This window comes from Nocardioides marmotae (assembly GCF_013177455.1).
Classification (GTDB): Bacteria; Actinomycetota; Actinomycetes; order Propionibacteriales; family Nocardioidaceae; genus Nocardioides; species Nocardioides marmotae.
Window position 1 is genome coordinate 1,510,830 of record NZ_CP053660.1, and the last position, 26,171, is coordinate 1,537,000.

The following is a 26,171-nucleotide window of genomic DNA, read 5'->3' on the forward strand; positions in this document are numbered from 1 at the left end:
GCCCGCGAGGGCCGGCGACCACGCGTCGTACCGTCCTGCGGGGCGTGGGCGGCCTCGCCGTCGTGGGCGGGAGCCTGGCGGTGCTGCCGCTGTTCGGCAAGGACGGCGCCCAGCAGGACCCGGCCGCGTGCCGGGCCACGGACCGCTCGGCCGAGGACCGTCTCCTCGTGGTCTCCAACTGGCCCGGCTACATCGACCCGCGGCGCGACGCGGGCAACACCCGCGACCTGTTCGAGGAGCGCACCGGGGTGGCGGTGCGCTACACCGACGACGTCAACGACAACGCGGAGTTCTACGCCAAGGTGAGCAACCAGCTCGGCAGCTGCGAGCCGGTCGAACGCGACATGGTGATGCTCACCGACTGGATGGCCGCGCGGATGATCAACCTCGGCTGGATCCAGCCGCTGGCCCGCAAGAACGTGCGGAACCTGCACGCCAACCTCATCGAGCCGCTGCGCGGCGTCGCGTGGGACCCCGACCTGCAGTTCCACGCGCCGTGGCAGACCGGGCTGACCGGCGTCGCCTACAACGCGGCGAAGACCGGCGAGATCGGCAGCTTCAGCGAGCTGCTCGACGACCCGGAGCTCAAGGGGCGCGTCACGCTGCTCTCGGAGATGCGCGACACGATGGCGTTCGCGCTCAAGGCCACCGGGGCCGACCCCGAGGACTTCACCCAGGACCAGTGGGACGACGCGATCGACCGGCTGCGCAAGGCGGTCAGCGACGGCCAGGTGCGGGCCTTCACCGGCAACGAGTACATCCAGGACCTCGCCGCGGGGAACATCGTGGCCTGCGAGGCGTGGTCCGGCGACGTCATCCAGCTGCAGTTCGAGAACCCCGACATCAAGTTCGTCGCCCCCGAGGAGGGGCTGGCGCTCTGGAGCGACAACATGCTCGTTCCCAACGGCGCCGAGCACCAGGCGAACGCCGAGGCCTGGATCGACCACTACTACGACCCGGCCGTCGCCGCCCGGCTCGCGGCCTGGGTCAACTACATCTGCCCCGTCGAGGGCGCGCGCGAGGAGATGGAGAAGATCGACCCCTCGCTGGTCGACAACGCCCTGATCTTCCCCGACGCCGAGATGCTCGCGCAGACCTTCGCGTTCATGCCGCTCGACGACCGCCAGGCGACGGCCTACGAAAGGGACTGGTCCGATGTCACAGGTGGCTGACACCCCCGCGACCCCTGCGCGCCCGGGGACCTCCGCCGGCGGCGACCCCGGGTCGTACGACGGCCTCCGGCTGCGCCAGCTGACCAAGGCGTTCGCCGGGTTCACCGCCGTCCAGTCCCTCGACCTCGACGTGCCGCGCGGCTCGTTCTTCGCGCTGCTGGGGCCCTCGGGCTGCGGGAAGACCACCACGCTGCGGATGGTCGCCGGGCTCGAGACCCCGACCTCGGGCACCATCACCCTCGCCGGGCAGGACATCACCTTCGCCAAGCCCTACCGGCGCCCGGTCAACACCGTCTTCCAGAGCTACGCGCTCTTCCCGCACCTCGACATCTTCGAGAACGTCGCCTTCGGGCTGCGGCGGCGCCGGGAGAAGGACGTCGACCGCCGGGTCCACGAGATGCTCGACCTCGTCGAGCTGACCTCGCAGGCCCGCAAGCGCCCCGCCCAGCTCTCCGGCGGCCAGCAGCAGCGCGTCGCCCTGGCCCGCGCGCTCATCAACAGCCCCGAGGTGCTGCTGCTCGACGAGCCGCTCGGCGCCCTCGACCTCAAGCTGCGGCGGTCGATGCAGATCGAGGTCAAGCGGATCCAGGAGGAGGTCGGCCGCACCTTCGTCCACGTCACCCACGACCAGGAGGAGGCCATGACGATGGCCGACACCGTCGCGGTGATGAACGGTGGCGTCATCGAGCAGATGGGGCCGCCGGCGGAGCTCTACGAGAACCCGCGCAGCACCTTCGTGGCCAACTTCCTCGGCCAGTCCAACCTGGTCGCCGGCCGGGTGCTGCGCCGGGCCGCGGACGTCACGACGGTCGACATGCAGGGCATCGAGGTCTCGGTGCCGACCCCGCGCGTGCACAGCGCCACCGACGACGGCTGGGTCGGCATCCGGCCGGAGAAGGTGCTGATCGGTCCGCCCGGGGCCGAGCTCGACGCGCCGGGCAACACCATCCCCGGCGGCGTGGTGACCGACGTCAGCTTCGTGGGCGTCAGCACGCTGTACCTCGTGCGGATGCCGTGGGGCCAGGAGCTCCAGGTCTTCTCCCAGAACACCGGCCGCACCCGGATGTTCGCCCAGGGCGAGCAGGTGGAGCTCTCGTGGCGCCCGGAGTACGCCTTCCTCCTCGACCGCAGCCAGGACGCCGCCGCCGGGTCCGCCGAGCGCGTGGGGGCCTGAGTGACCAGCACCGCGGGGGTCGCCCCGCCCCTCGACGTACCCGGGGCGCCGCAGGGCACCGAGGAGCCGCCGCCGCCGGAGTCGGGACGCCACCGGGGCCGGACCGGCTACCTCCTCCTGCTGCCCGCGGCGCTGTGGCTGGTGCTGTTCTTCGTCGTGCCGTTCTACTCCCTGGTCGCGACCAGCCTCTATGACCCGGCGGGCTCGGACTTCCGCGGCTATGAGATGACCTGGGCGTTCGGCAACTACGTCGACGCGCTCCAGGAGTACTGGCGCCCGCTGCTCCGCTCGCTCTGGTACGGCGGGCTCGCGACCGCCTTCTGCCTCGTGCTCGGCTACGTGCTGGCCTACGCCATCGCCTTCAAGGCCGGCCGGTGGAAGAACCTCATGCTGGTGCTGGTCGTCGCGCCGTTCTTCACCAGCTTCCTGGTCCGCACCCTGTCGTGGAAGCTGATCCTCGCCGACGACGGCTGGGTCGTGGGCACCCTCCAGCTCCTCCAGCTCGTCGGCGAGGACGGCCGGCTGCTGGCGACGCCGGTCGCGGTGGTCGCCGGGCTGACGTACAACTTCCTGCCCTTCATGGTGCTGCCGCTCTACGCCAGCCTCGACAAGATCGACCCCGCGCTGGTCGAGGCCTCCAGCGACCTCTACGCCCACCCCGTCGTCGGCTTCTTCAAGGTGACCTGGCCGCTGTCGCTGCCCGGGGTGGTGTCCGGGACGCTGCTGACCTTCATCCCCGCCTCGGGCGACTACATCAACGCCGAGCTGCTCGGCTCGCCGAACCAGCGGATGGTCGGCGGGGTGGTCCAGAGCCTGTTCACCGACGCCAACGACTACCCGGCGGCCGCCGCGCTGTCGATGGTCCTGATGGTCCTGATCGTCGTGATGGTGCTGGTCTACGTACGCCGCGCCGGGACCGAGGAGCTCTTGTGAGCGCCGTGCGGTGGGTGCGCGAGCACCTCGTGCTGGTGCTCGGGCTGCTCGTCCTGGCCTACAGCTTCGTGCCGATCGCGGTCGTGGTCCTGATGAGCTTCAACGAGCCGGCGAGCCGCAACGTCTACGCCTTCGGCTCCTTCACCCTCGACAACTGGGCCAACCCGTGCGCGGACCCGACCATGTGCGACGCCCTCGTGCGCAGCGCGCAGATCGGGCTGCTCTCCACCCTGGTGGCGACCGTGCTCGGGACGCTTGCGGCGTTCGCCCTGGTGCGCCACGACTTCGCCGGCCGCTCGGCGACCAACCTGCTGGTCTTCCTGCCGATGGCGGCGCCCGAGATCGTGCTCGGCTCCTCGCTGCTGGCGCTGTTCGTGGCCGCGGGGTTCAGCGGCCAGCTGGGGTTCTGGACGATCTTCGTGGCCCACGTGATGTTCTGCCTGTCCTTCGTGGTCGTCGCCGTGCGGGCCCGCTTGGCCGGCATGGACGACCACCTCGAGCAGGCCGCGATGGACCTCTACGCCACCCCGGCGCAGACCTTCTGGCGGGTGACCTTCCCGCTCGTCTTCCCCGGGATCCTCGGCGCCGCCCTGCTGAGCTTCTCGCTCTCCTTCGACGACTTCATCATCACCAACCTCAACGCCGGCACCACCACGACGTTCCCGATGTACGTCTGGGGCGTCGCCCAGCGCGGCGTGCCGATGCAGGTCAACGTGATCGGCACCCTGATGTTCCTCGTCTCGGTCGCCATCGTCGTCCTCGGCGAGGTCGGCAACCGCCGCCGCCTGGCCGCGCGCACCTGATCCCGCCCGCACACCTGATCCCGCACACCTGACCCCGCGCAGGGTTGCGCCGGCCCGCACGGGCAACCGGGCGACCGTGTGCTTCTCGATGAGCGCGGACGTGATCGCCGGCGTGGCCCTGCTCCCCGTCGCGGCGGTCTGCCTGCGGGAGGTGCGCACGCCCCGGGAGCTGCCGTTCGCCTCCCTGCCGCTGATCTTCGCGCTCCACCAGCTGACCGAGGCCCTGGTCTGGCACGGCGCGGGCGACTACGTCTCCGCCGGCGTCCAGCACGCCGCCGCGATGGTCTACGTCCTCGTCGCCTTCCCGCTCCTCCCGTTCCTGGTGCCGCTCGCGGTGCTGCTGCTCGAGCCCCAGGGGCTGCGCCAACGCGTGGCGCCGTTCGTCGTGCTCGGCGCGGTGGTCGCGGCGTACCTGCTCTACGCGGTGCTCGACGGCCCGCTCCTGGTCAGGGAGGAGCCCCATGCGCTGGTCTACGACGTCGACCTGACCTTCGGGCCGATGTGGGCCGTGCTGTACATCGTGGCGGTGATCGGTCCGTCGGTGCTGTCGGGCTACCCCTCGATCGTCGCCTTCGGCCTGCTCAACCTGGTCGGGCTCACGGTCGTCGCCATCGTCTACGTCCAGGCCTTCGCCTCGCTGTGGTGCGTCTGGGCGGCGTTGACCTCCTCCCTGATCGCCGTGCACATGGTGCTGCGCCGGCGGCTGCCCGACTTCCACCGCCTCGAGGGGCGGGCGCTGGCGCCCGCCTGAGCCGACGCCGGCGGGCAGGGGCGGGCAGGGGCGGGCAGGAAGCTCAGAGCAGCGAGGAGGCCTTGTCCAGGACGACCCGGAGGATCTGCTCCATCTCCTCGAAGTGCTCGGGGCCGCAGACGAGCGGGGGAGCGAGCTGGACGACCGGGTCGCCGCGGTCGTCGGCGCGGCAGTAGAGCCCCTCGGCGTAGAGCTGCTTGGAGACGAAGCCGTAGAGGATCCGCTCGGACTCCTCGGCGGTGAACGACTCCTTGGTCGCCTTGTCCTTGACCAGCTCGATCCCGTAGAAGTACCCGTCGCCGCGGACGTCGCCGACGATCGGCAGGTCCAGCAGCCGCTCGAGGGTGGCCCGGAACGTCGCCTCGTTGTCGCGGACGTTCTCCAGGACCTTCTCCTCCTCGAAGAGCTCGAGGTTGCGCAGGCCGACCGCGGTGGAGACCGGGTGGCCGCCGAAGGTGTAGCCGTGGGCGAACATCGCCTTGTCCGCCAGGAACGGCTCCATCAGGCGGTCGGAGGCGATCATCGCGCCGAGCGGGGCGTAGCCGGAGGTGATGCCCTTGGCGCAGGTGATGATGTCGGGCTGGTAGCCGTAGCGCTCGGCGCCGAACATGTGGCCGAGCCGCCCGAAGGCGCAGATGACCTCGTCGGAGACCAGCAGCACGTCGTACTCGTCGCAGATCTCGCGGACCCGCTCGAAGTAGCCCGGGGGCGGCGGGAAGCAGCCGCCGGCGTTCTGCACCGGCTCGAGGAAGACGGCGGCGACGGTGTCGGGGCCCTCGTTCTCGATCGCGACGGCGATCTGGTCGGCGGCCCAGCGGCCGAAGGCCTCGGGGTCCGAGGCGCCGTCGAGGAAGCCGGCGGTGATCTCGTCGGCGCGGTAGGCGTTGGTGTTCGGCACCCGGAACGTCGAGGGCACGAGCGGCTCGAACTGCTGCTTGAGCAGCGGCAGCCCGGTGATCGACAGGGCGCCCTGGGTGGTGCCGTGGTAGGCGATCGCGCGGCTGATCACCTTGTGCTTCATCGGCCGACCGGTGAGCTTGTAGTAGTTCTTCGCCAGCTTCCAGGCGGTCTCGACGGCCTCGCCGCCGCCGCTGGTGAAGAAGACCCGGTTCAGGTCGCCCGGCGCGTAGGAGGCCACCTTCTCGGCCAGCTCGATGGCCGGCGGGTGCGCGTAGGACCACAGCGGCATGAACGCCAGCTCCTGGGCCTGCTTCGCGGCCGCCTCGGCCAGCTCGGTGCGGCCGTGGCCGAGCTGGGAGACGAACAGCCCGGCGAGCCCGTCGAGGTAGCGCTTCCCGGTGGCGTCCCAGAGGTGGACGCCCTCGCCGCGCACGATCACGGGCACGTCGCCGTCGGCGTACGCGCTGTGCCGGGAGAAGTGCAGCCACAGGTGGTCCTTGGCGGCCTGCTGCAGGTGGTCGTAGTCCGGGTGCATGGGCCCATGGTGCGTGCCGGAGAGGGCTCAGGGCAAGCCGCCGCGCACGAATCCGAATGTGACAGCCCGGTTTCACGACGGAATCCGTGGGAGATTCGGGATCAGACCTCCACAATCGGTGCTGGAATCACTAGGGTCGGGCCATGGCCGAGCAGTCGTTCCGCAATGTCGTCGACGGCGAGTCCGTCGACTCCGTCTCCGGTGAGACCTACGAGGTGATCGACCCGAGCACCGGGGAGGTCTACGCCCGGGCGCCACGCTCGGGTCGCGAGGACCTCGACCGGGCGTATGACGCCGCGCAGCGCGCCTTCGAGGGCTGGGGGTCCACGACCCCCCAGGAGCGGTCGCTGGCCCTGCTGCGCATCGCCGACGCCCTGGAGGCGCGGGCCGAGGAGTTCGTGGCCGCGGAGAGCCGCGACACCGGCAAGCCGCTCCACCTGACCGCCAGCGAGGAGATGCCGCCGACGGTCGACCACTTCCGCTTCTTCGCCGGCGCGTGCCGCGTGCTCGAGGGCAAGTCGGCGGGGGAGTACATGGCCGACCACACCTCGTTCATCCGCCGCGAGCCGATCGGCGTCATCGGCCAAGTGACCCCCTGGAACTACCCGCTGGCGATGATGGTCTGGAAGATCGCCCCCGCCCTGGCTGCCGGCAACACCGTCGTGCTCAAGCCCTCGGACACCACGCCCGCGACCTCGACCATGCTGGCCGAGCTGGCCCAGGAGTTCCTCCCGCCGGGCGTGCTCAACGTCGTCTGCGGTGACCGGGAGACCGGCCGCGCGCTCGTCGCTCACCCGACCCCGCAGATGGTGGCGATCACCGGCTCGGTCCGCGCCGGCATGGAGGTCGCCGGCTCCGCGGCCACCGACCTCAAGCGGGTCCACCTCGAGCTCGGCGGCAAGGCGCCGGTCATCGTCTTCGACGACGCCGACGTCGAGGGGGCCGCCGCCGCGATCGCCGAGGCCGGCTACTTCAACGCCGGGCAGGACTGCACCGCCGCCACCCGCGTGCTGGTCGGCCCCGGGGTCCACGACGACTTCGTCGCCGCGCTCACCGAGCAGGCACGCGCCACCCGCACCGGCATGCCCGACGACGAGAACGTCCTCTACGGCGCGCTCAACAACGCCGACCAGCTGGCCCGGGTGACCGGCATGGTCGACCGGCTCCCCGACCACGCGCGCCTCGACGCCGGCGGGCACCGGCAGGGTGCGAGCGGCTACTTCTACGAGCCGACCGTGCTGTCCGGGCTGCGCCAGGACGACGAGCAGATCCAGCAGGAGATCTTCGGCCCCGTCATCACCGTCCAGCGCTTCGCCGACGAGGCGGAGGCGCTGCGCTGGGCCAACGGCGTGCAGTACGGCCTGGCCTCCAGCGTCTGGACCCGCGACCACGCCACGGCGATGCGGATGTCGCGCAAGCTCGACTTCGGGGTCGTGTGGATCAACACCCACATCCCCTACGTCTCGGAGATGCCGCACGGCGGCTTCAAGCACTCCGGCTACGGCAAGGACCTCTCGATGTACGGCCTCGAGGACTACACCCGGATCAAGCACGTCATGAGCTACATCGGTGAGTGAGGGGACCGCACGCATGCGCATCCTCCTGGTCGGCGCCGGCGGCGTCGGCGCCGCGTTCTGCTCCATCGCGGTGCGCCGCGACTTCTTCGAGGCGGTCGTGGTCGCCGACTACTCCCTGGCCTCGGCCGAGCGTGCGGCGGCCGCGGCCGACGACCGGTTCACCGCCGCGCAGGTCGACGCCTCCAGCGCGGAGTCGGTCGCGGCGCTGGCCCGCGAGCACCGCGCCACCCACGTGATGAACGCCGTCGACCCGCGGTTCGTGATGCCGGTCTTCGAGGGCGCGCGGGCCGCCGGCGCGGACTACCTCGACATGGCGATGTCGCTCTCGCGGCCGCACCCGGACGCGCCGTACGAGAAGACCGGCGTCAAGCTCGGCGACGAGCAGTTCGCCGCGGCCGAGGCATGGGCGGCCGACGGCCGGCTCGCGCTGGTCGGGATCGGCGTCGAGCCGGGCCTCTCCGACGTCTTCGCGCGGTACGCCGCCGACCACCTGTTCTCCGAGATCGACGAGCTCGGCACCCGTGACGGGGCGAACCTCACCGTCGACGGCTACGACTTCGCGCCGTCGTTCTCGATCTGGACCACCATCGAGGAGTGCCTCAACCCGCCGGTGATCTGGGAGGACGGCGCCTGGCGGACCACCGAGCCGTTCTCCGAGCCGGAGGTCTTCGACTTCCCCGAGGGCATCGGGCCGGTGGAGTGCGTCAACGTCGAGCACGAGGAGGTGCTCCTCATGCCGCGGTGGATCGACTGCCGCCGCGCGACGTTCAAGTACGGCCTCGGCAACGAGTTCATCGAGGTGCTCAAGACCCTGCACAAGCTCGGCCTGGACCGCACCGACAAGGTCCGGGTCGGCGAGGTCGAGGTCAGCCCGCGCGACGTGGTCGCGGCGTGCCTGCCCAACCCCGCCGAGCTCGGCCCGCGGATGACCGGCAAGACCTGCGCCGGGCTGTGGGTGACCGGCCGCGGCACCGACGGCGCGCCGCGGTCGACGTACCTCTACCACGTGGTCGACAACGAGTGGTCGATGCGCGAGTACGGCCACCAGTGCGTGGTCTGGCAGACCGCGGTCAACCCCGTCGTCGCCCTCGAGCTGCTCGCGACCGGCGCCTGGAAGGGCGCCGGTGTCCTCGGCCCGGAGGCCTTCGACGCCGTGCCGTTCCTCGACCGGCTCACCGCCTACGGCAGCCCCTGGGGGATCCAGGAGCTCGACGCATGAGGGGAGTGAACCGCCGGCCCGGCCGCGCCGCCGAGCCGGACCTCAGCTCGCCGACGGCAGGGTGGCGGCGCCGCTGGCGGGCAGCGGGTCGACGGTCTCGCCGGCGCGGAGGAACTGCCCGGTGCGCTCGCGGCCGAGGAGCGGCGTGGCGTGGCCCTCGCGCCAGACCGTGCGGCCACCGACCATGACGAGCGGGACGGCGGCGTCGTTGCGGTTGACCATGCGCGACAGGCCGCCGTACTGCTCGACCGGCGACTCGGCGTACTCCTCCAGGGAGGAGTCGAGCCGCTCGGGGTCGACGACGAGGACGTCGGCGCGGTCGCCGACGCGCAGGTGGCCGGCGTCGAGGCCGTACCACTCGGCCAGCTCGCCGGTCATCCGGTGGACCGCCTGCTCGACGGTGAGGAAGGGGCGGCCGGCCCGCTCGGCGTCGTGCACGTGCTTGAGCAGGCGCAGGCCGAAGTTGTAGAAGGCCATGTTCCGCAGGTGGGCGCCCGCGTCGGAGAAGCCCATCTGGATGCTCGGCGTCTGCGCCATCTTCTTGAGGATCTTCGGGCGGTGGTTGGAGATCGTGGTGCGCCAGCGCAGCGCGGTGCCGTGCTCGAGCACCAGGTCGAGGAAGGCGTCCACGGGGTGCGCGCCGCCGCGCTCCACGCCGACCTGGCCGAAGGACTTGCCGACCACCGAGGCGTCGGGGCACGCGACGATCTGGGCGTCGAAGAAGTCGCGGTGCCACACGCGCGGGCCGTACTTGGACTCGTAGTCCTTGCGGAAGCGGGCGCGGTACGCCGGGTCGCGCATGAGCTCGTCGCGGGCGAGCTTCTCCTGCAGGTGCAGGGCGGCCGCGCCGGCGCCGAACTCCTCGAAGATCACCAGGTCGATGCCGTCGGCGTAGACCTCGAACGGCACCGGCAGGTGCTGCCAGCGGAAGTCCGCGCCGGCCCGGTTGACCACGCCGCCGAGCAGCCGCATCAGGTAGATGATGAACGGGATCGCCTTGAGGTCGGCGGCCGAGAGCAGGCTGGTCTTCAGCGGGTTGCGACCCAGCGCGCGCACGCCGATCGAGTGCAGCGCCTGGAGCAGGATCGTGTGCGGGTGGGTGGCGTCCGGCCCCGCCTGCAGGGCGCGGCCGCGGCGGCGGAGGATCTCGCGCAGGCGCCGCATCTCATGGCGCCGGGCGTACGTCGAGGGCAGGGTGCGCGAGCGGCACAGGTCGCCGTCGAGCTTGTCGAAGAGCAGCTGCTGGGCCGACATGCCGATGAAGCCGGCGTCGAGGGCCTCGGTGAGCATCCGCTCCATCCGCTCGACCTCGCTGCGGGTCGGGCGCACGTCGTCGCGGGTGGCGCGGTCCAGGCCCATCGTGGCGGTGCGCATGTCGGAGTGGCCGATGAACGAGGCGAGGTTCGGGCCGAGCGGGAGCGACTCCAGCGCGGCGACGTACTCCTGGGCCGAGCGCCACGTCTTGTGCTTGCCCACCGATCCGATCACGTGCTGGCGCGGGATCGCCTCGACCCGGCCGAACAGGTCGCCGGCGTCGACCGCGTCCACGTGCACGGTCGAGAGCGAGCAGGAGCCGAGGAGGATCGTGGTGACGCCGTGGCGCAGCGACTCCTCCAGGGCGGGGCCCTCGAGCACCTCGATGTCGTAGTGGGTGTGGATGTCGACCATCCCCGGCATCACCCAGCGGCCGGTCGCGTCGACGAGCTCCGGGCAGCCGGTCTCGTCCAGCGGGGTCGCCGAGACGGTGGCGACGCGGCCCTCGCGGATCCCGAGGTGACGGACCGCCGAGGGGGCACCCGTCCCGTCGAACCAGCGGCCGCCCTTGATGATCGTGTCGTAGCTCACAACCGGATCGAACAGGCCTTCTCGACGCGCGTCAAGCGGTTGCGCGGAACCCGTCGGCGACGACGTCGAAGGCCTCCTCCAGCAGGGCGTCGGAGATCGCCAGCGGCGGCAGGAACCGGAAGACGTTGCCCCAGGTCCCGCAGGTCAGGGTGACCACCCCCTGGGCGTGGCAGTACGCCGAGACGGCGGCGGCGCGCACGGGGTCGGGCTCGGTGGTCCCCGGCGCGCACAGCTCGATCGCCATCATCGCCCCGCGGCCGCGGACCTCGCCGATGACCGGGTGCTCGGCCTGCAGCGCCTCGAGCCGGGCGCGCATGAGGTCGCCGACCGCGCGCGCCCGGCCGACCAGGTCGTGGGTCCGCATCTCCTCGATCGCACCGAGCGCGGCCGCGCAGGCCAGCGGGTTGCCGCCGTAGGTGCCGCCGAGGCCGCCGACGTGGACGGCGTCCATCAGCTCGGCGCGCCCGGTGACCGCGGCGAGCGGCAGGCCGCCCGCGATCCCCTTGGCGGTGGTGACCAGGTCGGGCACGACGCCCTCGTGGTCGCAGGCGAACCAGTCGCCGGTGCGGCAGAGGCCGGACTGGATCTCGTCGGCGACCAGGACGACGTCGTTCGCGCGGCACCACTCCGCGAGCGCGGGCAGGAAGCCCGGCGCCGGCTCGACGAAGCCGCCCTCGCCCTGGATCGGCTCGATCACGACGCAGGCCAGGTTGGTCGCCCCGACCTGCTTCTCGACCACGTCGATCGCCCGGCGGGCGGCCTCCTCGCCGGACAGCCCGTCGCGGAAGGGGTAGGACATCGGCGCGCGGTAGACCTCGCCCGCGAACGGGCCGAACCCGTTCTTGTAGGGCATGTTCTTCGCGGTCATCGCCATCGTCAGGTTCGTGCGGCCGTGGTAGGCGTGGTCGAAGACGACGACGGCGTCCCGGCCGGTCGCGACCCGGGCGATCTTCACGGCGTTCTCCACGGCCTCGGCGCCGGAGCTGAACAGCGCCGACTTCTTGGCGTGGTCGCCCGGCGTGAGCTCGGCCAGGGCGGCGCACACGTCGACGTACCCGTCGTAGGGGGTGACCATGAAGCAGGTGTGGGTGAAGGCCGCCAGCTGGGCCGCGACCCGGTCGACGACCCCGGGGGCGGCGTTGCCGACGGTGGTGACCGCGATGCCGGAGCCGAGGTCGATCAGGGAGTTGCCGTCGACGTCGAGGAGCACCCCGCCGCCCGCGGCGACGACGAAGACCGGCAGCGTCGTGCCGACGCCGTCGGCGACGTGCGCGCGCTTGCGCTCGAGGCGCTCCAGCGAGCCGGGGCCGGGGATCGCGGTGACCAGCCGGCGCTCCTGGGGCAGGGCCGGGCCGCCCGCGGCCGGCGAGGTGGTGGAGGCGGACGTCGTCGTCATGGCGCCAGCCTAGGTGTGGTCCGGGTCACATCGGGAGGGCCTGGGAGACTGGGCCGGTGACAGAGCGCCGCGACATCGTCATCCTCGGCTCGACCGGCTCCATCGGCACCCAGGCGATCGACCTGGTGCGTGCCAACCCCGACCGCTTCCGGGTGGTCGGGCTGACCGCCGGCGGCTCCCACCCCGAGCTGTTCGAGCAGCAGGTCGCCGAGCTCGGCCCGGCGTACGCCGGTCTGGGGGAGGAGGCCAGCGTCGAGGCCGCCTCGATGCCGGCCGACGTGGTCCTCAACGGCATCACCGGCGCGGTCGGCCTGCGCCCCACGCTCGCCGCGCTCGACGCCGGCACGACCCTCGCGCTGGCCAACAAGGAGTCGCTGATCATCGGCGGCCCGCTGGTCAAGGAGCGGGCCCGCCCCGGCCAGATCGTCCCCGTCGACTCCGAGCACAGCGCCATCGCGCAGAGCCTGCGCGCCGGCTCCGCCGGGGAGGTACGTCGCCTGGTGCTCACCGCGTCCGGCGGGCCGTTCCGGGGGCGCACGGCCGCGGAGCTGGCCGAGGTCACGCCCGAGCAGGCGCTCGCGCACCCGAACTTCGCGATGGGCCGGGTGATCACCACCAACTCCGCGACCCTGGTCAACAAGGGGCTCGAGGTCATCGAGGCGCACCTGCTCTTCGACATCCCCTTCGACCGCATCGACGTGGTCGTCCACCCCCAGCAGCTGATCCACTCGATGGTGGAGTTCGTCGACGGCGCGGTCGTCGCCCAGCTCGGCCTGCCCACGATGCTCGTGCCGATCGCGCTCGGGATGTCCTGGCCCGACCGGGTCCCCGACGCCGAGACCCCGATCGACTGGACCAAGGCCGCGGACTGGCGCTTCGAGCCGCTCGACGACGCTGTCTTCCCGGCGGTCACCCTGGCCCGGGAGGCGGGGGAGCGCGGCGGCACGGCGCCCGCGGTCTACAACGCCGCCAACGAGGTCGCGGTCGATGCCTTCCACGACGGACGGCTGCGGTTCGTCGACATCGTCGCGACGGTTCAGGCTGTTCTCAGCGAGCACGACGTACCCTCGATGCAGCGCCTCGACGTCGACGACGTGCTCGCCGCCGACGCGTGGGCCCGTGCCCGCGCCGAGGCTCTCCTCCCGTGACCCGCCCCCGGATCGGACCCGCATGACCGCCCTGCTCTACCTCCTCGGCGTGGTGATCTTCGTCGTCGCCATCCTCGCCTCGATCGGCCTGCACGAGCTCGGCCACATGATCCCGGCGAAGGCGTTCGGCGGGAAGGTCACCCAGTACATGATCGGCTTCGGCCCGACGGTCTGGAGCAAGCGCGTCGGGGAGACCGAGTACGGCCTCAAGGCGATCCCGCTCGGCGGCTACGTCAAGATCATCGGGATGCTGCCGCCGGGGGCCACCGCGGTCGCCGACGAGGTGACGTACGACGAGCACGGCCAGCAGGTCGTCAAGGTGCGCAAGTCCAACACCGGCATGTTCACCCAGCTCATCAGCGACGCCCGCGCCGCGGAGTGGGAGCTGGTCGAGCCCGGCGACGAGGGCCGGCTGTTCTACAAGATGCCGTGGTGGAAGAAGGTCGTGGTGATGGCCGGCGGCCCGTCGGTCAACATCCTGATCGCCTTCGGCATCTACGCCTCGGTCTTCGGCACCTACGGCAACCCCGGCGACGTGGTCATCGAGCCGGTGGTCAGCACGGTCCAGCAGTGCGTCGTGCCCGTGGCCGAGGACGGCCGGGTCTGCACCGACGAGGACCCCGTCACCCCGGCCGCGCAGGCCGGGCTCGAGCCCGGCGACCGGTTCCTCGCCTTCAACGGCACCCCGGTCGAGGACTGGGAGCAGCTCCAGGGCCTGATCCGCGGCAACGACGACGGCCGCGCCGAGATCCTCATCGAGCGCGACGGCCGCGAGCAGACCGTCGTCACCAACACCACGGTCTCCGCCCGGCCCACCTCCGCCGACGACGAGACGCTCACCCAGGTCGGCTTCCTCGGCATCTCGCCGAGCACCGAGCTCGCGACCGGCGGCGTCGGCTACACCCTCGGCCAGATGGGCGAGATGGCCAAGGACACCGTCGTCGCGCTCGGCACCCTGCCGGCGAAGGTCTGGGACGTCGCCCAGGCGATCGTCGGCCTCGAGGAGCGCGACCCCGAGGGCCCGGTCAGCATCGTCGGCGGCGGCCGCCTCGCGGGCGAGACCACCTCCCACGCGGAGATCCCCGGCGGCGACAAGGCCGCCTTCCTCCTGCTGCTCATCGCGGGCTTCAACTTCTTCATCGGCATGTTCAACTTCCTGCCGCTGCTGCCGCTCGACGGCGGGCACATCGCCAGCGCGTTGTGGGAGGCCCTCCGGCGCGGCTTCGCCCGGCTCACCCGGCGCCCGGACCCGGGCTACGTCGACGCCGCCAAGCTGCTCCCCGTGGCGTACGTCGTGGCCTCGGCCATGCTGGTCATGGGCGTCGTGCTGATCGTCGGCGACCTGGTCGTGCCGCTGAGCCTGACGGGCTCCTGAGCGGCTCGGCCCGAGCCGTAGGCTGGGGCCCATGACCGCCATCAGTCTCGGCATGCCCGCGGCCCCGCCGCCGGTGCTCGCGCCCCGTCGCCAGACCCGTCAGATCCAGGTCGGCAAGGTCGGGGTCGGCAGCGACCACCCGATCTCGGTGCAGTCGATGACGACGACGGTCACCGCCGACATCAACGCGACCCTCCAGCAGATCGCCGAGCTGACCGCGTCCGGCTGCGACATCGTCCGGGTGGCCTGCCCCAGCCAGGACGACGCCGAGGCGCTCCCGGCGATCGCCGCCAAGAGCCAGATCCCGGTCATCGCCGACATCCACTTCCAGCCGAAGTACGTCTTCGCCGCGATCGACGCCGGCTGCGCCGCGGTCCGGGTCAACCCCGGCAACATCAAGCGCTTCGACGACCAGATCAAGGAGATCGCCCGCGCCGCGGCCGACCGCGGCACCTCGATCCGGATCGGCGTCAACGCCGGCTCGCTCGACAAGCGGCTGATGGAGAAGTACGGCAAGGCCACCCCCGAGGCGCTGGTGGAGTCCGCGAAGTGGGAGGCCAGCCTCTTCGAGGAGCACGGCTTCCGCGACTTCAAGATCTCGGTCAAGCACAACGACCCGGTCGTCATGGTCCGCGCCTACGAGCTGCTCGCCGCCGAGGGTGACTGGCCGCTGCACCTCGGCGTCACCGAGGCGGGCCCGGCCTTCCAGGGCACCATCAAGTCCGCCACCGCGTTCGGTGCGCTGCTCTCCCAGGGCATCGGCGACACCATCCGGGTCTCGCTCTCGGCCCCGCCGGTCGAGGAGGTCAAGGTCGGCATCCAGATCCTCCAGTCCCTCAACCTGCGCCCCCGCAAGCTCGAGATCGTCTCCTGCCCCTCGTGCGGCCGCGCCCAGGTCGACGTCTACAAGCTCGCCGACGAGGTGACCGCCGGCCTCGAGGGCATGGAGGTCCCGCTGCGGGTGGCGGTCATGGGCTGCGTCGTCAACGGCCCCGGCGAGGCCCGCGAGGCCGACCTCGGCGTCGCCTCCGGCAACGGCAAGGGCCAGATCTTCGTCAAGGGCGAGGTCATCAAGACCGTGCCGGAGTCGCAGATCGTGGAGACCCTCATCGAGGAGGCCATGCGGATCGCGGAAGGCATGGAGTCCGTCGACGGGGCCGCCGCCGAGGTCACCGTCGGCTGACCCGGCCCAGAGCGCACTGCCCGGACGCAGGGCGCTCCCGTAGGCTGCCGCCGTGCTCTCGACGCGTCACGGTGTGCGCCCGCTGGGGTCCGCCGACCTCGACGCGTTCCTCGCGCTCACGGCCCGGGACCCGGTGGTCAACGTCTTCGCCGACTACCGCGCCCGCACCACCAACCTCGAGCCGCGCTGGCTCGGCGGTGAGGTGTGGGGCCGCTTCGACAGCGGCGAGCTCGTCGCCGCCTGTCACGTCGGGGCCAACCTGGTCCCGATCGGCGCCACCCCCGACGACGCCCGGGCCTTCGCCGAGCGCGCGCTGACCCGCGGGCGCACCGTCTCCACCATCGTCGGCCCGCACGAGGCCGTCGAGGTGCTGTGGAACGGTGTGGCCGGCAGCTGGGGCCGCCCCCGCGAGGCGCGGTGGCGCCAGCCCCACCTGGAGATCGCCGGACCGCCGCTGGTCGAGCCCGACCCCCGCGTGCGGCGTACGACGCGGCCGGACATGGCCGAGCTCTACCCCGCGTGCGTGGCGATGTACACCGAGGAGGTCGGCGTCTCCCCGGAGCAGGGCGGGGGAGCCGAGCTCTACCGGGCCCGGGTCACCCAGCTGATGAACCGCGGCTGGTCCTTCGCCGCCTTCGAGGACGGCCGGCTGGTCTTCAAGGCCGAGGTGGCTTGCGCCTCGCCCTACGCCGCCCAGGTCCAGGGCGTCTGGGTGCCGCCGGACCAGCGCGGCCGCGGCCTGGCCGCGAGCGGCATGGCGGCCGTGGTCGAGATGGTCCGCGCCGAGATCGCCCCGGTGGTCTCGCTCTACGTCAACGAGTGGAACGAGCCGGCCCGCCGGGCCTACGCCCGCGTCGGGTTCCAGGAGACCGCCCGGTTCTCCACCGTGATGTTCTGACCGGCCACGCCGGCACCGGCCCTCTGCCACGCTGGACCGCATGAGCCTGCCCCTGAGCGCCAAGGTCCTCGCCACCGGCTTCACCGTGAGCGGGATCGTCCACCTCGTCCGGCCGCAGACCTTCGAGCCGCTGATGCCGGCCTGGGTCCCCGCCCACCGCGAGGTGATCCACGCCAGCGGCGTCGCCGAGCTGGCCTGCGCGGCCGGGCTCGCCGTGCCGGCCACCCGCAAGGTCGCCGGCTACGCCAGCGTCGTGGTCCTCCTCGGCGTCTTCCCGGGCAACGTGAAGATGGCCCAGGACGCGATGAGGACGCGCAACACCCGGTTCAAGGCGATCGCGCTGGCCCGGCTGCCGCTGCAGTGGCCGATGATCCGGGCCGCGCTGAAGGCCGCCCGCAGCTGAGCGGCGCGGGGGCCCGGAACCGGGTCGTCGGCGGCTGAGCCGTCGCCGTACCCTTGCGCCCATGACCGCCCGGATCCTGCGCATGTCGAGCCTCTTCGTCCGCACGCTGCGCGACGACCCGGCGGACGCGGAGGTCCCCAGCCACCGGCTCCTCGTGCGCGCCGGCTACATCCGCCGCGCCGCGCCCGGCATCTACACCTGGCTGCCCCTCGGCCTGCGCGTCCTGCGCCGCATCGAGGACATCATCCGCGAGGAGATGGACGGCATCGGCGCCCAGGAGGTCAGCTTCCCCGCGCTGCTGCCCCGCGAGCCCTACGAGTCCACCAACCGCTGGACCGAGTACGGCGAGGGCCTGTTCCGCCTCCAGGACCGCAAGGGCGGGGACTACCTGCTCGGGCCCACGCACGAGGAGATGTTCACCCTCCTCGTCAAGGACCTGTACTCCTCCTACAAGGACCTGCCGCTCGCGCTCTACCAGATCCAGACGAAGTACCGCGACGAGGCGCGTCCCCGCGCCGGCCTGCTCCGCGGCCGCGAGTTCATCATGAAGGACTCCTACTCCTTCGACGTCGACGACGCCGGGCTGGAGGAGAGCTACCAGCGCCACCGCGACGCCTACATCCGCATCTTCGACAAGCTCGGGTTCGAGTACGCCATCGTCAAGGCCACCTCCGGGGCGATGGGCGGGTCGAAGTCCGAGGAGTTCCTCGCCAAGGCCGCCGTCGGCGAGGACACCTACGTCCGCTGCACCGCCTGCGACTACGCCGCGAACGTCGAGGCCGTCCAGGTCCGCGCGCCCCGCCCCGTGCCGTACGACGACGCGCCGGCCGCCCACGCCGAGGCCACGCCCGCCACCCCCACGATCGAGACGCTCGTGGACCACCTGAACGCGGCGTACCCGCGTGCGGACCGCCCCTGGCACGCCGGCGACACCCTCAAGAACGTCCTGGTGACCCTCAAGCACCCCGACGGCACCCGCGAGCCGCTCGCCATCGGCCTGCCCGGCGACCGCGAGGTCGACCAGAAGCGCCTGGAGGGCCAGCTCGAGCCGATCGAGGTCGAGCCGATGGACGAGGCCGAGCTGCGCAAGCACCCGGCGCTGGTCAAGGGCTACATCGGCCCCGGCGCGCTGGGGGAGGAGAGCGCCTCGGGCATCCGCTACCTCGTCGACCCCCGCGTCGTCGAGGGCACCCGCTGGGTCACCGGCGCGGACGTCGAGGGCAGCCACGTGCTCGACCTCGTCGCCGGTCGCGACTTCACCCCCGACGGGACGATCGAGGCCGCCGAGGTCCGTGACGGCGACGCCTGCCCGACCTGCGAGGACGGCGTCCTGGAGACCGCGCGCGGCATCGAGATGGGCCACATCTTCCAGCTCGGCCGGAAGTACGCCGACGCGCTCGGCCTGCAGGTCCTCGACGAGAACGGCAAGCGGGTCACCGTCACGATGGGCTCCTACGGCATCGGCCCCTCGCGGGCCGTGGCCGCGATCGCGGAGGGCACCCACGACGAGGCCGGGCTGTGCTGGCCGCGCCACGTCGCGCCCGCGGACGTCCACGTGGTCGCCACCGGCAAGGACGAGGCGGTCTTCGCCGCGGCCGACCGGATCGCCCACGAGCTGGCCGAGCAGGGCATCGAGGTGCTCTACGACGACCGCCCGGGCAAGGTCAGCCCCGGCGTGAAGTTCAAGGACGCCGAGCTGATCGGCGTGCCGACCATCGTGGTGGTCGGCAAGGGCCTGGCCGACGGCGTCATCGAGGTCAAGGACCGGCGCACGGGCGAGCGGGAGCAGGTCGCGGCCGAGCACGTCGTCGACCACCTCGTCCGGCTGGTCCGTGCCTGACCGCTCCCGCGGGCTGCAGGGCAGGCCCGGCGCGGAGGTCGTGCGGTGAGGGGCATCGAGGCGGTCGTCTTCGACTGGGGCGGCACGCTCACCCGCTGGCACGACGTGGACTTCCACGCCGAGTCGCTCGCGCTGGCGGCCGCCGTCGTGGCCACCCCGAGCCCCGACGACGACCGGCACCTGCACGCCGAGCGGCTGCACGCCGCCGGGTCGGTGGTCTGGGGCCGCAGCCGCGACCACCAGCAGAGCGCGACCATCGCTGACCTCTTCACCGAGGCCGGACTCGAGCACGACCCGGCACTGCTGAGCGCCTACTACGACTTCTGGGAGCCGCACACCGCGACCGACCCGGAGGTGCGACCGCTCTTCGAGGCGCTGCGCGCCGACGGGATCAAGGTCGGCGTGCTCTCGAACACGATCTGGCCGCGGGAGTGGCACCGCGGGTTCTTCGAGCGCGACGGCGTGCTGGACCTCATCGACGGCGACGTCTACACCAGCGAGGTGCCGTGGACGAAGCCGTCCCCGCACGCCTTCCGCGCGGCCCTGGACGCCGTCGGCGCCACCGACCCCGCCCGCTGCGTGTACGTCGGCGACCGGCTCTACGACGACGTGTGGGGCGCCCAGCAGGCCGGCCTGCGGGCCGTCCACGTCCCGCACAGCGTCATCCCGGCCGAGCAGGTCGGCCACACCGAGGGTCGCCCCGACGCGGTCGTGCAGCGCGTCGGCGAGGTCCACGACGTCGTCTCGCGCTGGTCCTGAGCCCCGACTCCCGGCGGTCCGCCGGCCGGGGCTTGAGATTGCAAGAACATGCAATGCACGAACCTGAGGGAACGCGGGCATCGACCCCGGGCGGTGCGCTGTTGCAGAGTTCTGCACGAGGGAGCTCCCCGTCGGTCCCCACCTTCGACGGCTCCCTCGGGACCCACGTGTCCGGGTCGCGTCAGCGGTCCGCGTGCTCGCCCACTCCGGGGAACATCTCGGGCGTTCCCCGGAAGGCGAGCTCGCGGACCGCTGTGCGGACCAGCACCTCCACCGCCCACCGGCGCAGCGGCCCCGCGGTGTGTGCGACCAGCGCGGCGTACGTCGCGGCGCAGTCGGTCTCGAGCTCCAGCGCTCGCCGCTCGACGGCGGCGAGGGTGCCGAGCCGGTCGGGCAGCGCGTACGCCGGCTCGGCCGCCACCGGCTCCGCGCCACGGTCGAGCAGCTCGCGCTCGAGCCGGTCGCGCTGGGCGCGGTGCTGCACGTAGGCGTCCTGCAACGCGGCGTACGCCGCCGGGTCGGCGGACCGGGACGTCTGGGCGCCGAGCGCGCCGACGACGTACACCGCGGCGTGCTCGGCGGCGAGCGCGGTCTGCAGGGCCTCCAGCGTCGTCATCGACCCGCCCCCACACGGCGGGGGAGGGCCACCAGGTGCTGGGCCACGCTGGCGGCCATCGACGCGAGCAGCTGGGCCAGCTGGCCGCTGTCCGCGCGGACCGCCAGGTCGGTCAGCCGGCGCTGGTGAGCCACCTCGCGGCGGCGGACCTCCGCGAGCGCGGCGGCGGGACCGCCGGGGACCTCGACACCCTCGGCGGCACCTTCGTCCGGGTCGCCCTCGAGCGCGGCCAGGTGCGCCGCGTGCATCGCCTCGAGGCCGGCGAGCAGCGGCCGCAGCCGAGCGTGACGCTGCCGGACCGCGGCGACCAGCGCGAGCGCCGCGGCCACCTCGGTCACGGCGAGGTCGACGACCTCTTCGTCCGCGGAGGGGTCCGGGGGCGCGACCCCGTCGGCGCCGGAGCGGTCGCTGGGGTCGGCGCCGGGCAGCAGGCCGCCGACGTCGGGGGCCTCGCAGGCGCTCAGCCCGCCGGCGAGTAGGGGGGCCAAGGTGACCGCCCCCACGCCGACGACGGCGCGCCGGGACGCGAGTGGCAGGTGGGGCACGCCGTGACCCTAACCTCCGTCCTGCCGGGCGTTATGGTGTCCGGAACGCGAGGAACCGCAGGACAACAGAACAGGGAGGTCGCCCACCCGTGACCACAGGCAAGCAGGACGCCGTCCGGGGTCGGATCGAGCAGGAGCTCCGCGACCCCCTGCACGCGCTCGGGCTCGACGTCGAGGCCGTCGAGATCACCCCCGCCGGGAAGCGGCGCGTGCTGCGCGTCGCGGTCGACAAGGACGGCGGGATCACGCTCGACGACGTCGCCGACGCGACCCGCGCCGTCGACCAGGTGCTCGAGGCCTCCGACGTGATGGGCGAGCAGCCCTACACCCTCGAGGTCACCTCGCGCGGCGTCGACCGCCCGCTCACCCTGCCGCGCCACTGGCGCCGCAACGCCGACCGGCTGGTCAAGGTGACCACGACCGACGGCGAGACGTTCACCGGGCGCATCACGACCTCCGACGAGGTCGGCGCCACCCTCGACATCACCGGGCGCGCGCGCCGGGTGGCCTACGACCAGGTCGCCAAGGCGCTGGTCCAGGTCGAGTTCAACCGCAAGGCCGACCCCGACGCGGGTCCGGACGAGGAGGAGTCCTGATGGACATCGACCTGAGCATCCTGCGGATGCTGGAGCGCGAGAAGGAGATCTCCTTCGACGTGCTCGTCGAGGCGATCGAGCAGGCCCTGCTCACGGCGTACCACAAGACCCCCGGCGCGCAGGAGCAAGCGCGCGTCGAGCTGGACCGCAAGTCCGGCCACGTCACCGTGCTGGCGACCGAGGTCGACGACGAGGGCAACCCGGTGGGGGAGTACGAGGACACCCCGCAGGGCTTCGGCCGGATCGCGGCGACGACGGCGAAGCAGATCATGCTGCAGCGGCTTCGCGACGCCGAGGACGAGATCCGGTTCGGCGAGTTCGCCGGCAAGGAGGGCGACATCGTCTCCGGCGTCATCCAGCAGGGCCGCAACCCCGACGACGTCATGGTCGACCTCGGCAAGCTCGAGGCGCTGCTGCCGGTGAGCGAGCGGGTCCCGGGCGAGGACTACCGGCACGGCACGCGCATCAAGTGCCTGGTCGTCTCGGTCCGCAAGGGCATGCGCGGCCCGCAGATCACGCTCTCGCGCTCCCACCCCAACCTGGTCAAGAAGCTCTTCGCCCTCGAGGTCCCCGAGATCGCCGACGGCACCGTCGAGATCGCCGCCATCGCCCGCGAGGCGGGGCACCGCAGCAAGATCGCGGTGCACACCTCGACACCCGGCGTGAACCCCAAGGGCGCCTGCATCGGCCCGATGGGCCAGCGGGTGCGCAACGTGATGGCCGAGCTCAACGGCGAGAAGATCGACATCGTCGACTGGTCCGAGGACCCGGCGACCATGGTCGCCAACGCCCTCTCGCCGGCCCGGGTGACCTCGGTCGAGGTCGTCGACGCCGCCGCGCGCTCGGCCCGCGTCGTCGTGCCGGACTTCCAGCTCTCCCTCGCCATCGGCAAGGAGGGCCAGAACGCACGGCTCGCCGCGCGGCTCACCGGCTGGCGCATCGACATCCGCTCCGACGAGCCCGGCGACGACGCCTGAGCCACCCACCCCGCCCGCCGGTTCGGCCCTGGGGCCGTGAGCGGGTAGTGTGGACGCCAGTGGCTCGCACATCTCGGTCTCCCGCACGCTCGGACGACATCGACCCCTCGGGGCCGGTCCGTACCTGTGTGGGCTGCCGGAAGCGGGCCGCCAAGCGCGAGTTGTTGCGGGTGACCGCCGGCTCGGACGCAGAAGGCCGACCGGCCGTCGTGCCCGATCCGACAGCCACCGCTCCGGGGCGTGGTGCTCACCTGCACCCCACCCAGGAGTGCTACGACCTCGCGGTGCGCCGGAAGGCGTTCGGCCGGGCCCTGAGGATCAGCGGCTCGCCCGGGCTCCCCAGCACGCCCGTGGCCGAGCACCTCTCGCACGCATGTCCGCCCTGAATGCAACGACCAGGAACTGGAGCAGCAGCTCATGAGCACTCGATGAGTACTTCCCAATGAGTTTGCACAACCACCAACGGTCCTAGGACGCCGAGCGCGGGTCTGGGGCCAGAAGGAGAAACGTGGCCAAGACCCGAGTTCACGAGCTCGCCAAGCAGTACGGCGTCGAGAGCAAGTTCGTTCTCGAGAAGCTCAAGGAGATGGGGGAGTTCGTCAAGTCGGCGAGCTCCACGGTGGAGCCCCCCGTCGAGATGCGCTTCAAGAAGGAGTTCGGCGAGCAGCTGAAGGCTGCCGGCGGCTCCCCCCAGACCGAGGCGCCCGCCCCGCAGGCGGCCCCCAAGGCACCCGAGTCCGCTCCGGCGGCACCGGTCGCGGCACCGTCCGCGCCCACCTCGGCCCCGGCCGAGGCCCCCGCTGCGGCGGCCCCCGCCGCTCCGGCTGCTCCGGCGGCTCCGGCTGCTCCGGTGGACGAGCCCGCCGCCCCGGCCAAGCCCGGCGGTCCGCGACCCGGCCCCCGGCCCGGTCCGGCGGCCAAGCCCGCCCCGGAGAAGGCCCCCGAGCCCGTCAAGGTGCGCTCGCACGGCAAGCCCGCTCCGGCGGCTCCCGCCGCGCCGGCCGCCCCGGCAGCCCCGGCAGCCCCGGAGGCTCCTGCCGCCGCGGCTCCGGCCGCCCCGGCCCCGGCTGCCCCCAAGGCACCGAGCCCGGCCCCCCGTCCGGTGGGTCGTCCCGGCGCTCCGCGCCCGGGCAACAACCCGTTCAGCTCCAACCAGGGCATGGGCCGTCGTCCCGCCCCGTCCGCGCCGCCCGCCGGTGGTGCCCCCGCCGGTGGCGCGGGTGCCGGTGCCAGTGACCAGCGTCCGCCGCGTCCGCCGGCCGGTCGCGACGGTGGCGCTCCGGGCCGTCCGGGCATGCCCCGGCCGAACCCGGCGATGATGCCGAAGTCCCCGGCCGCCTTCGGCGCCGGCCCCGGCGGTCGCGCCGGTGGTCCGGGTCGTCCCGGTGGTCCGGGTCGTCCCGGCGGTGCCCCCGGGCGCCCCGGTGCCCCGGGTCGTGGTGGCCCCGGCGGCGGCGCAGGCGCCGGCGCTCCGGGTCGTCCCGGCGGCTTCGCCGGTCGTCCCGGCGGCGGCGGCAACCGTCCCGGCCAGCGCGGCCAGACCCAGGGTGCCTTCGGTCGCCCGGGTGGTCCCTCGCGTCGTGGTCGCAAGTCGAAGCGGGCGCGTCGTCAGGAGTTCGAGGCCATGCAGGCCCCGACGATCGGCGGCGTGCGCGTCCGGAAGGGCGACGGCGAGACCGTCCGCCTGCCCCGCGGCGCGTCCCTGACCGACTTCGCTGAGCGGATCGGCGTCGACGCGGCCCAGCTCGTGCAGATGCTGTTCAGCCTCGGCGAGATGGTCACCGCGACCGAGTCGGTCAACGACGCGACGCTGGAGCTGCTCGGCGAGGAGCTCAACTACGTCGTGCAGGTCGTCTCCCCCGAGGACGAGGACCGCGAGCTGCTGGAGTCCTTCGACCTGGAGTTCGGCGAGGACGAGGGCGACGAGGCCGACCTGGTCGTGCGTCCCCCGGTCGTCACCGTCATGGGTCACGTCGACCACGGCAAGACCAAGCTCCTCGACGCGCTGCGCAACGCCAACGTCGTCGACAAGGAGGCCGGTGGCATCACCCAGCACATCGGTGCCTACCAGGTCTCGGCCGAGGTCGACGGCGAGGAGCGTCGCATCACGCTCATCGACACCCCGGGTCACGAGGCGTTCACCGCCATGCGTGCCCGTGGTGCCCAGGCCACCGACATCGCGATCCTCGTGGTCGCGGCCGACGACGGCGTCATGCCGCAGACGGTCGAGGCGCTCAACCACGCCAAGGCCGCCGGCGTCCCGATCGTGGTCGCGGTCAACAAGATCGACAAGCCGGAGGCGGACCCGACCAAGGTCCGTGGCCAGCTGACCGAGTACGGCCTGGTGCCCGAGGAGTACGGCGGCGACGCGATGTTCGTCGACGTCTCGGCCAAGTCCGGGCTCAACCTCGACAGCCTCCTGGAGGCCGTCGTGCTGACCGCCGACGCGTCGCTGGACCTGCGGGCCAACCCCAAGCAGGACGCCCAGGGTCTCGTGGTCGAGGCGCACCTGGACCGCGGTCGCGGTCCGGTCGCCACGGTCCTGGTCCAGCGCGGCACGCTGCGGGTGGGCGACTCGATCGTCGCTGGTCCGGCCCACGGCCGGGTCCGGGCGATGCTCGACGAGCACGGCAACGAGCTCACCGAGGCCACCCCGGCGCGTCCGGCGATGGTCCTGGGTCTCTCCGCCGTGCCCGGCGCGGGCCAGAACTTCCTGGTCGTCGAGGACGACCGGATGGCCCGTCAGATCGCCGAGAAGCGCGAGGCCCGCGAGCGCGCGGCCATGCAGGCCAAGCGCCGCGTCCGCCGCACGCTCGAGGACTTCATGGCCTCCATGGAGAAGGGCGAGAGCCAGGAGCTCAACCTGATCCTCAAGGGCGACGTGTCCGGTTCGGTCGAGGCCCTCGAGGACTCGCTGTCCCAGATCGACGTCGGCGACGAGGTCACCCTGCGCGTCATCGACCGCGGTGTCGGTGCGATCACCGAGACCAACGTCGACCTGGCCGCCGCCTCCGACGCCATCATCATCGGCTTCAACGTCCGGCCCCAGGGCAAGGCGACCGAGATGGCGGACAAGGAAGGTGTCGAGATCCGCTACTACTCGGTCATCTACCAGGCGATCGAGGAGATCGAGGCGGCACTCAAGGGCATGCTCAAGCCCGAGTTCGAGGAGTCGACCCTCGGCCAGGCGGAGATCCGCGCGATCTTCCGCTCGTCGAAGATCGGCAACATCGCGGGCTGCATGGTCACCGGTGGCGTCATCCGCCGCAACGCCAAGGTGCGGGTCATCCGCGACGGCAGCGTGGTGGCCGACAACCTCGACCTCGCGTCGCTCAAGCGCGAGAAGGACGACGCGTCCGAGGTCCGCGAGGGCTTCGAGTGCGGTCTGGTCCTGCGCAACTTCCAGGACATCAAGGAAGGCGACATCGTCGAGGCGTTCGAGATGCGGGAGATCCCCCGCAGCTGATCGACGACCGGGTCGGCGGGTCCTCCCTCACGGGTGGGGCCCGCCGACCCGGCGTTTCCG

Annotated in this window: 23 protein-coding genes; 18 read left to right on the forward strand and 5 right to left on the reverse strand. The window is 72.4% G+C overall.

What is annotated here, in order from left to right; genetic code table 11:
• Positions 1–44 precede the first annotated feature (44 nt).
• The 5 genes from HPC71_RS07270 to HPC71_RS07290 all read left to right on the forward strand — a co-directional run bounded on the left by HPC71_RS07270 (position 45) and on the right by HPC71_RS07290 (position 4,833).
• Positions 45–1,172: a polyamine ABC transporter substrate-binding protein gene (locus HPC71_RS07270; RefSeq protein ID WP_154612062.1), complete on the forward strand. Its 1,128-nt coding sequence runs from the start codon at positions 45–47 to the stop codon at positions 1,170–1,172.
• Entirely contained in the window at positions 1,165–2,346 is a 1,182-nt protein-coding gene (locus tag HPC71_RS07275) for an ABC transporter ATP-binding protein (RefSeq protein ID WP_253943937.1), read from the forward strand. Before HPC71_RS07270 ends, HPC71_RS07275 begins: the two co-directional genes overlap by 8 nt.
• Positions 2,347–3,279 (forward strand): ABC transporter permease, encoded by a 933-nt coding sequence (locus HPC71_RS07280; protein WP_171896420.1) that lies wholly within the window; start codon positions 2,347–2,349, stop codon positions 3,277–3,279. It begins immediately after the preceding gene.
• Entirely contained in the window at positions 3,276–4,082 is an 807-nt protein-coding gene (locus HPC71_RS07285) for an ABC transporter permease (protein WP_253943938.1), read from the forward strand. The genes HPC71_RS07280 and HPC71_RS07285 overlap by 4 nt, the downstream gene beginning before the upstream one ends.
• Positions 4,083–4,170: 88 nt before the next feature.
• Positions 4,171–4,833 carry a DUF6629 family protein gene (locus HPC71_RS07290; protein WP_154615035.1) on the forward strand — a complete coding sequence of 221 codons (663 nt, stop codon included), beginning with the start codon at positions 4,171–4,173 and terminating at the stop codon, positions 4,831–4,833.
• Positions 4,834–4,876: 43 nt separating this feature from the next.
• Here the strand turns inward: HPC71_RS07290 and HPC71_RS07295 are convergent, their stop codons facing one another.
• Complete coding sequence (locus HPC71_RS07295) at positions 4,877–6,268, reverse strand: aspartate aminotransferase family protein (protein WP_154612059.1); 1,392 nt, start codon at positions 6,266–6,268, stop codon at positions 4,877–4,879.
• Positions 6,269–6,411: 143 nt separating this feature from the next.
• Between HPC71_RS07295 and HPC71_RS07300 the strand changes: the two genes are divergently transcribed.
• Both HPC71_RS07300 and HPC71_RS07305 read left to right on the forward strand, forming a co-directional pair.
• Positions 6,412–7,845, forward strand: coding sequence for a gamma-aminobutyraldehyde dehydrogenase (locus HPC71_RS07300; protein ID WP_154612058.1), 1,434 nt, complete (start codon positions 6,412–6,414; stop codon positions 7,843–7,845).
• A 13-nt stretch (positions 7,846–7,858) separates the two neighbouring features.
• On the forward strand, positions 7,859–9,064 hold the full coding sequence (locus HPC71_RS07305) for a saccharopine dehydrogenase family protein (RefSeq protein WP_154615036.1): 1,206 nt from the start codon (positions 7,859–7,861) through the stop codon (positions 9,062–9,064).
• Between the two features lie 42 nt (positions 9,065–9,106).
• Here HPC71_RS07305 and HPC71_RS07310 read toward each other — a convergent pair whose 3' ends face one another.
• Together HPC71_RS07310 and gabT are read right to left on the reverse strand one after the other, a co-directional pair.
• Positions 9,107–10,909 (reverse strand): N-acyl-D-amino-acid deacylase family protein, encoded by a 1,803-nt coding sequence (locus tag HPC71_RS07310; protein ID WP_171896424.1) that lies wholly within the window; start codon positions 10,907–10,909, stop codon positions 9,107–9,109.
• Between the two features lie 31 nt (positions 10,910–10,940).
• Positions 10,941–12,305: a 4-aminobutyrate--2-oxoglutarate transaminase gene (gene gabT / locus HPC71_RS07315; protein WP_154612055.1), complete on the reverse strand. Its 1,365-nt coding sequence runs from the start codon at positions 12,303–12,305 to the stop codon at positions 10,941–10,943.
• Positions 12,306–12,361: 56 nt separating this feature from the next.
• Between gabT and dxr the strand changes: the two genes are divergently transcribed.
• From dxr to HPC71_RS07350, 7 genes are all read left to right on the forward strand, one after another.
• Positions 12,362–13,453, forward strand: a complete 1,092-nt coding sequence (gene dxr, locus HPC71_RS07320; protein ID WP_253943939.1) for a 1-deoxy-D-xylulose-5-phosphate reductoisomerase — start codon at positions 12,362–12,364, stop codon at positions 13,451–13,453.
• A 22-nt stretch (positions 13,454–13,475) separates the two neighbouring features.
• Positions 13,476–14,828, forward strand: a complete 1,353-nt coding sequence (locus tag HPC71_RS07325; RefSeq protein WP_154612054.1) for a M50 family metallopeptidase — start codon at positions 13,476–13,478, stop codon at positions 14,826–14,828.
• A gap of 31 nt (positions 14,829–14,859) precedes the next feature.
• Complete coding sequence (gene ispG / locus HPC71_RS07330) at positions 14,860–16,011, forward strand: flavodoxin-dependent (E)-4-hydroxy-3-methylbut-2-enyl-diphosphate synthase (protein WP_154612053.1); 1,152 nt, start codon at positions 14,860–14,862, stop codon at positions 16,009–16,011.
• 52 nt (positions 16,012–16,063) lie between these two features.
• Positions 16,064–16,909 carry a GNAT family N-acetyltransferase gene (locus tag HPC71_RS07335; protein ID WP_171896426.1) on the forward strand — a complete coding sequence of 282 codons (846 nt, stop codon included), beginning with the start codon at positions 16,064–16,066 and terminating at the stop codon, positions 16,907–16,909.
• Positions 16,910–16,949: 40 nt separating this feature from the next.
• Entirely contained in the window at positions 16,950–17,312 is a 363-nt protein-coding gene (locus HPC71_RS07340; protein ID WP_154612052.1) for a DoxX family protein, read from the forward strand.
• 61 nt (positions 17,313–17,373) lie between these two features.
• Positions 17,374–19,152, forward strand: a complete 1,779-nt coding sequence (locus HPC71_RS07345; protein WP_230084294.1) for a proline--tRNA ligase — start codon at positions 17,374–17,376, stop codon at positions 19,150–19,152.
• A gap of 45 nt (positions 19,153–19,197) precedes the next feature.
• Complete coding sequence (locus HPC71_RS07350) at positions 19,198–19,911, forward strand: HAD family hydrolase (RefSeq protein ID WP_171896428.1); 714 nt, start codon at positions 19,198–19,200, stop codon at positions 19,909–19,911.
• Between the two features lie 181 nt (positions 19,912–20,092).
• Here HPC71_RS07350 and HPC71_RS07355 read toward each other — a convergent pair whose 3' ends face one another.
• Complete coding sequence (locus HPC71_RS07355; protein ID WP_154612051.1) at positions 20,093–20,527, reverse strand: ferritin-like domain-containing protein; 435 nt, start codon at positions 20,525–20,527, stop codon at positions 20,093–20,095.
• A complete protein-coding gene (locus tag HPC71_RS07360; protein ID WP_154612050.1) occupies positions 20,524–21,072 on the reverse strand; it encodes a hypothetical protein in 549 nt (182 codons plus the stop codon). Before HPC71_RS07360 ends, HPC71_RS07355 begins: the two co-directional genes overlap by 4 nt.
• An 89-nt stretch (positions 21,073–21,161) precedes the next feature.
• Here HPC71_RS07360 and rimP point away from each other — a divergent pair, with 89 nt between their 5' ends.
• From rimP to infB, 4 genes are all read left to right on the forward strand, one after another.
• The gene (gene rimP, locus HPC71_RS07365) at positions 21,162–21,668 is read left to right on the forward strand and encodes a ribosome maturation factor RimP (RefSeq protein ID WP_171896430.1); all 507 of its coding nucleotides are present in this window, start codon (positions 21,162–21,164) and stop codon (positions 21,666–21,668) included.
• Positions 21,668–22,645 carry a transcription termination factor NusA gene (gene nusA, locus HPC71_RS07370; RefSeq protein ID WP_154612049.1) on the forward strand — a complete coding sequence of 326 codons (978 nt, stop codon included), beginning with the start codon at positions 21,668–21,670 and terminating at the stop codon, positions 22,643–22,645. The genes rimP and nusA overlap by 1 nt, the downstream gene beginning before the upstream one ends.
• A gap of 128 nt (positions 22,646–22,773) precedes the next feature.
• A complete protein-coding gene (locus tag HPC71_RS07375) occupies positions 22,774–23,031 on the forward strand; it encodes a YlxR family protein (RefSeq protein ID WP_257866197.1) in 258 nt (85 codons plus the stop codon).
• A 122-nt stretch (positions 23,032–23,153) separates the two neighbouring features.
• Positions 23,154–26,111: a translation initiation factor IF-2 gene (gene infB, locus HPC71_RS07380; protein WP_171896433.1), complete on the forward strand. Its 2,958-nt coding sequence runs from the start codon at positions 23,154–23,156 to the stop codon at positions 26,109–26,111.
• Positions 26,112–26,171: the final 60 nt, after the last annotated feature.

What these genes read in the sequence shown, in the direction of transcription:
- HPC71_RS07290 (WP_154615035.1), top strand. Translation starts at nt 4,171, where the DNA reads ATGAGCGCGGACGTGATCGCCGGCGTGGCCCTGCTCCCCGTCGCGGCG.
- HPC71_RS07295 (WP_154612059.1), bottom strand. Translation starts at nt 6,268, where the DNA reads ATGCACCCGGACTACGACCACCTGCAGCAGGCCGCCAAGGACCACCTG.
- HPC71_RS07300 (WP_154612058.1), top strand. Translation starts at nt 6,412, where the DNA reads ATGGCCGAGCAGTCGTTCCGCAATGTCGTCGACGGCGAGTCCGTCGAC.
- HPC71_RS07305 (WP_154615036.1), top strand. Translation starts at nt 7,859, where the DNA reads ATGCGCATCCTCCTGGTCGGCGCCGGCGGCGTCGGCGCCGCGTTCTGC.
- gabT (WP_154612055.1), bottom strand. Translation starts at nt 12,305, where the DNA reads ATGACGACGACGTCCGCCTCCACCACCTCGCCGGCCGCGGGCGGCCCG.
- HPC71_RS07325 (WP_154612054.1), top strand. Translation starts at nt 13,476, where the DNA reads ATGACCGCCCTGCTCTACCTCCTCGGCGTGGTGATCTTCGTCGTCGCC.
- ispG (WP_154612053.1), top strand. Translation starts at nt 14,860, where the DNA reads ATGACCGCCATCAGTCTCGGCATGCCCGCGGCCCCGCCGCCGGTGCTC.
- HPC71_RS07340 (WP_154612052.1), top strand. Translation starts at nt 16,950, where the DNA reads ATGAGCCTGCCCCTGAGCGCCAAGGTCCTCGCCACCGGCTTCACCGTG.
- HPC71_RS07345 (WP_230084294.1), top strand. Translation starts at nt 17,374, where the DNA reads ATGACCGCCCGGATCCTGCGCATGTCGAGCCTCTTCGTCCGCACGCTG.
- HPC71_RS07355 (WP_154612051.1), bottom strand. Translation starts at nt 20,527, where the DNA reads ATGACGACGCTGGAGGCCCTGCAGACCGCGCTCGCCGCCGAGCACGCC.
- nusA (WP_154612049.1), top strand. Translation starts at nt 21,668, where the DNA reads ATGGACATCGACCTGAGCATCCTGCGGATGCTGGAGCGCGAGAAGGAG.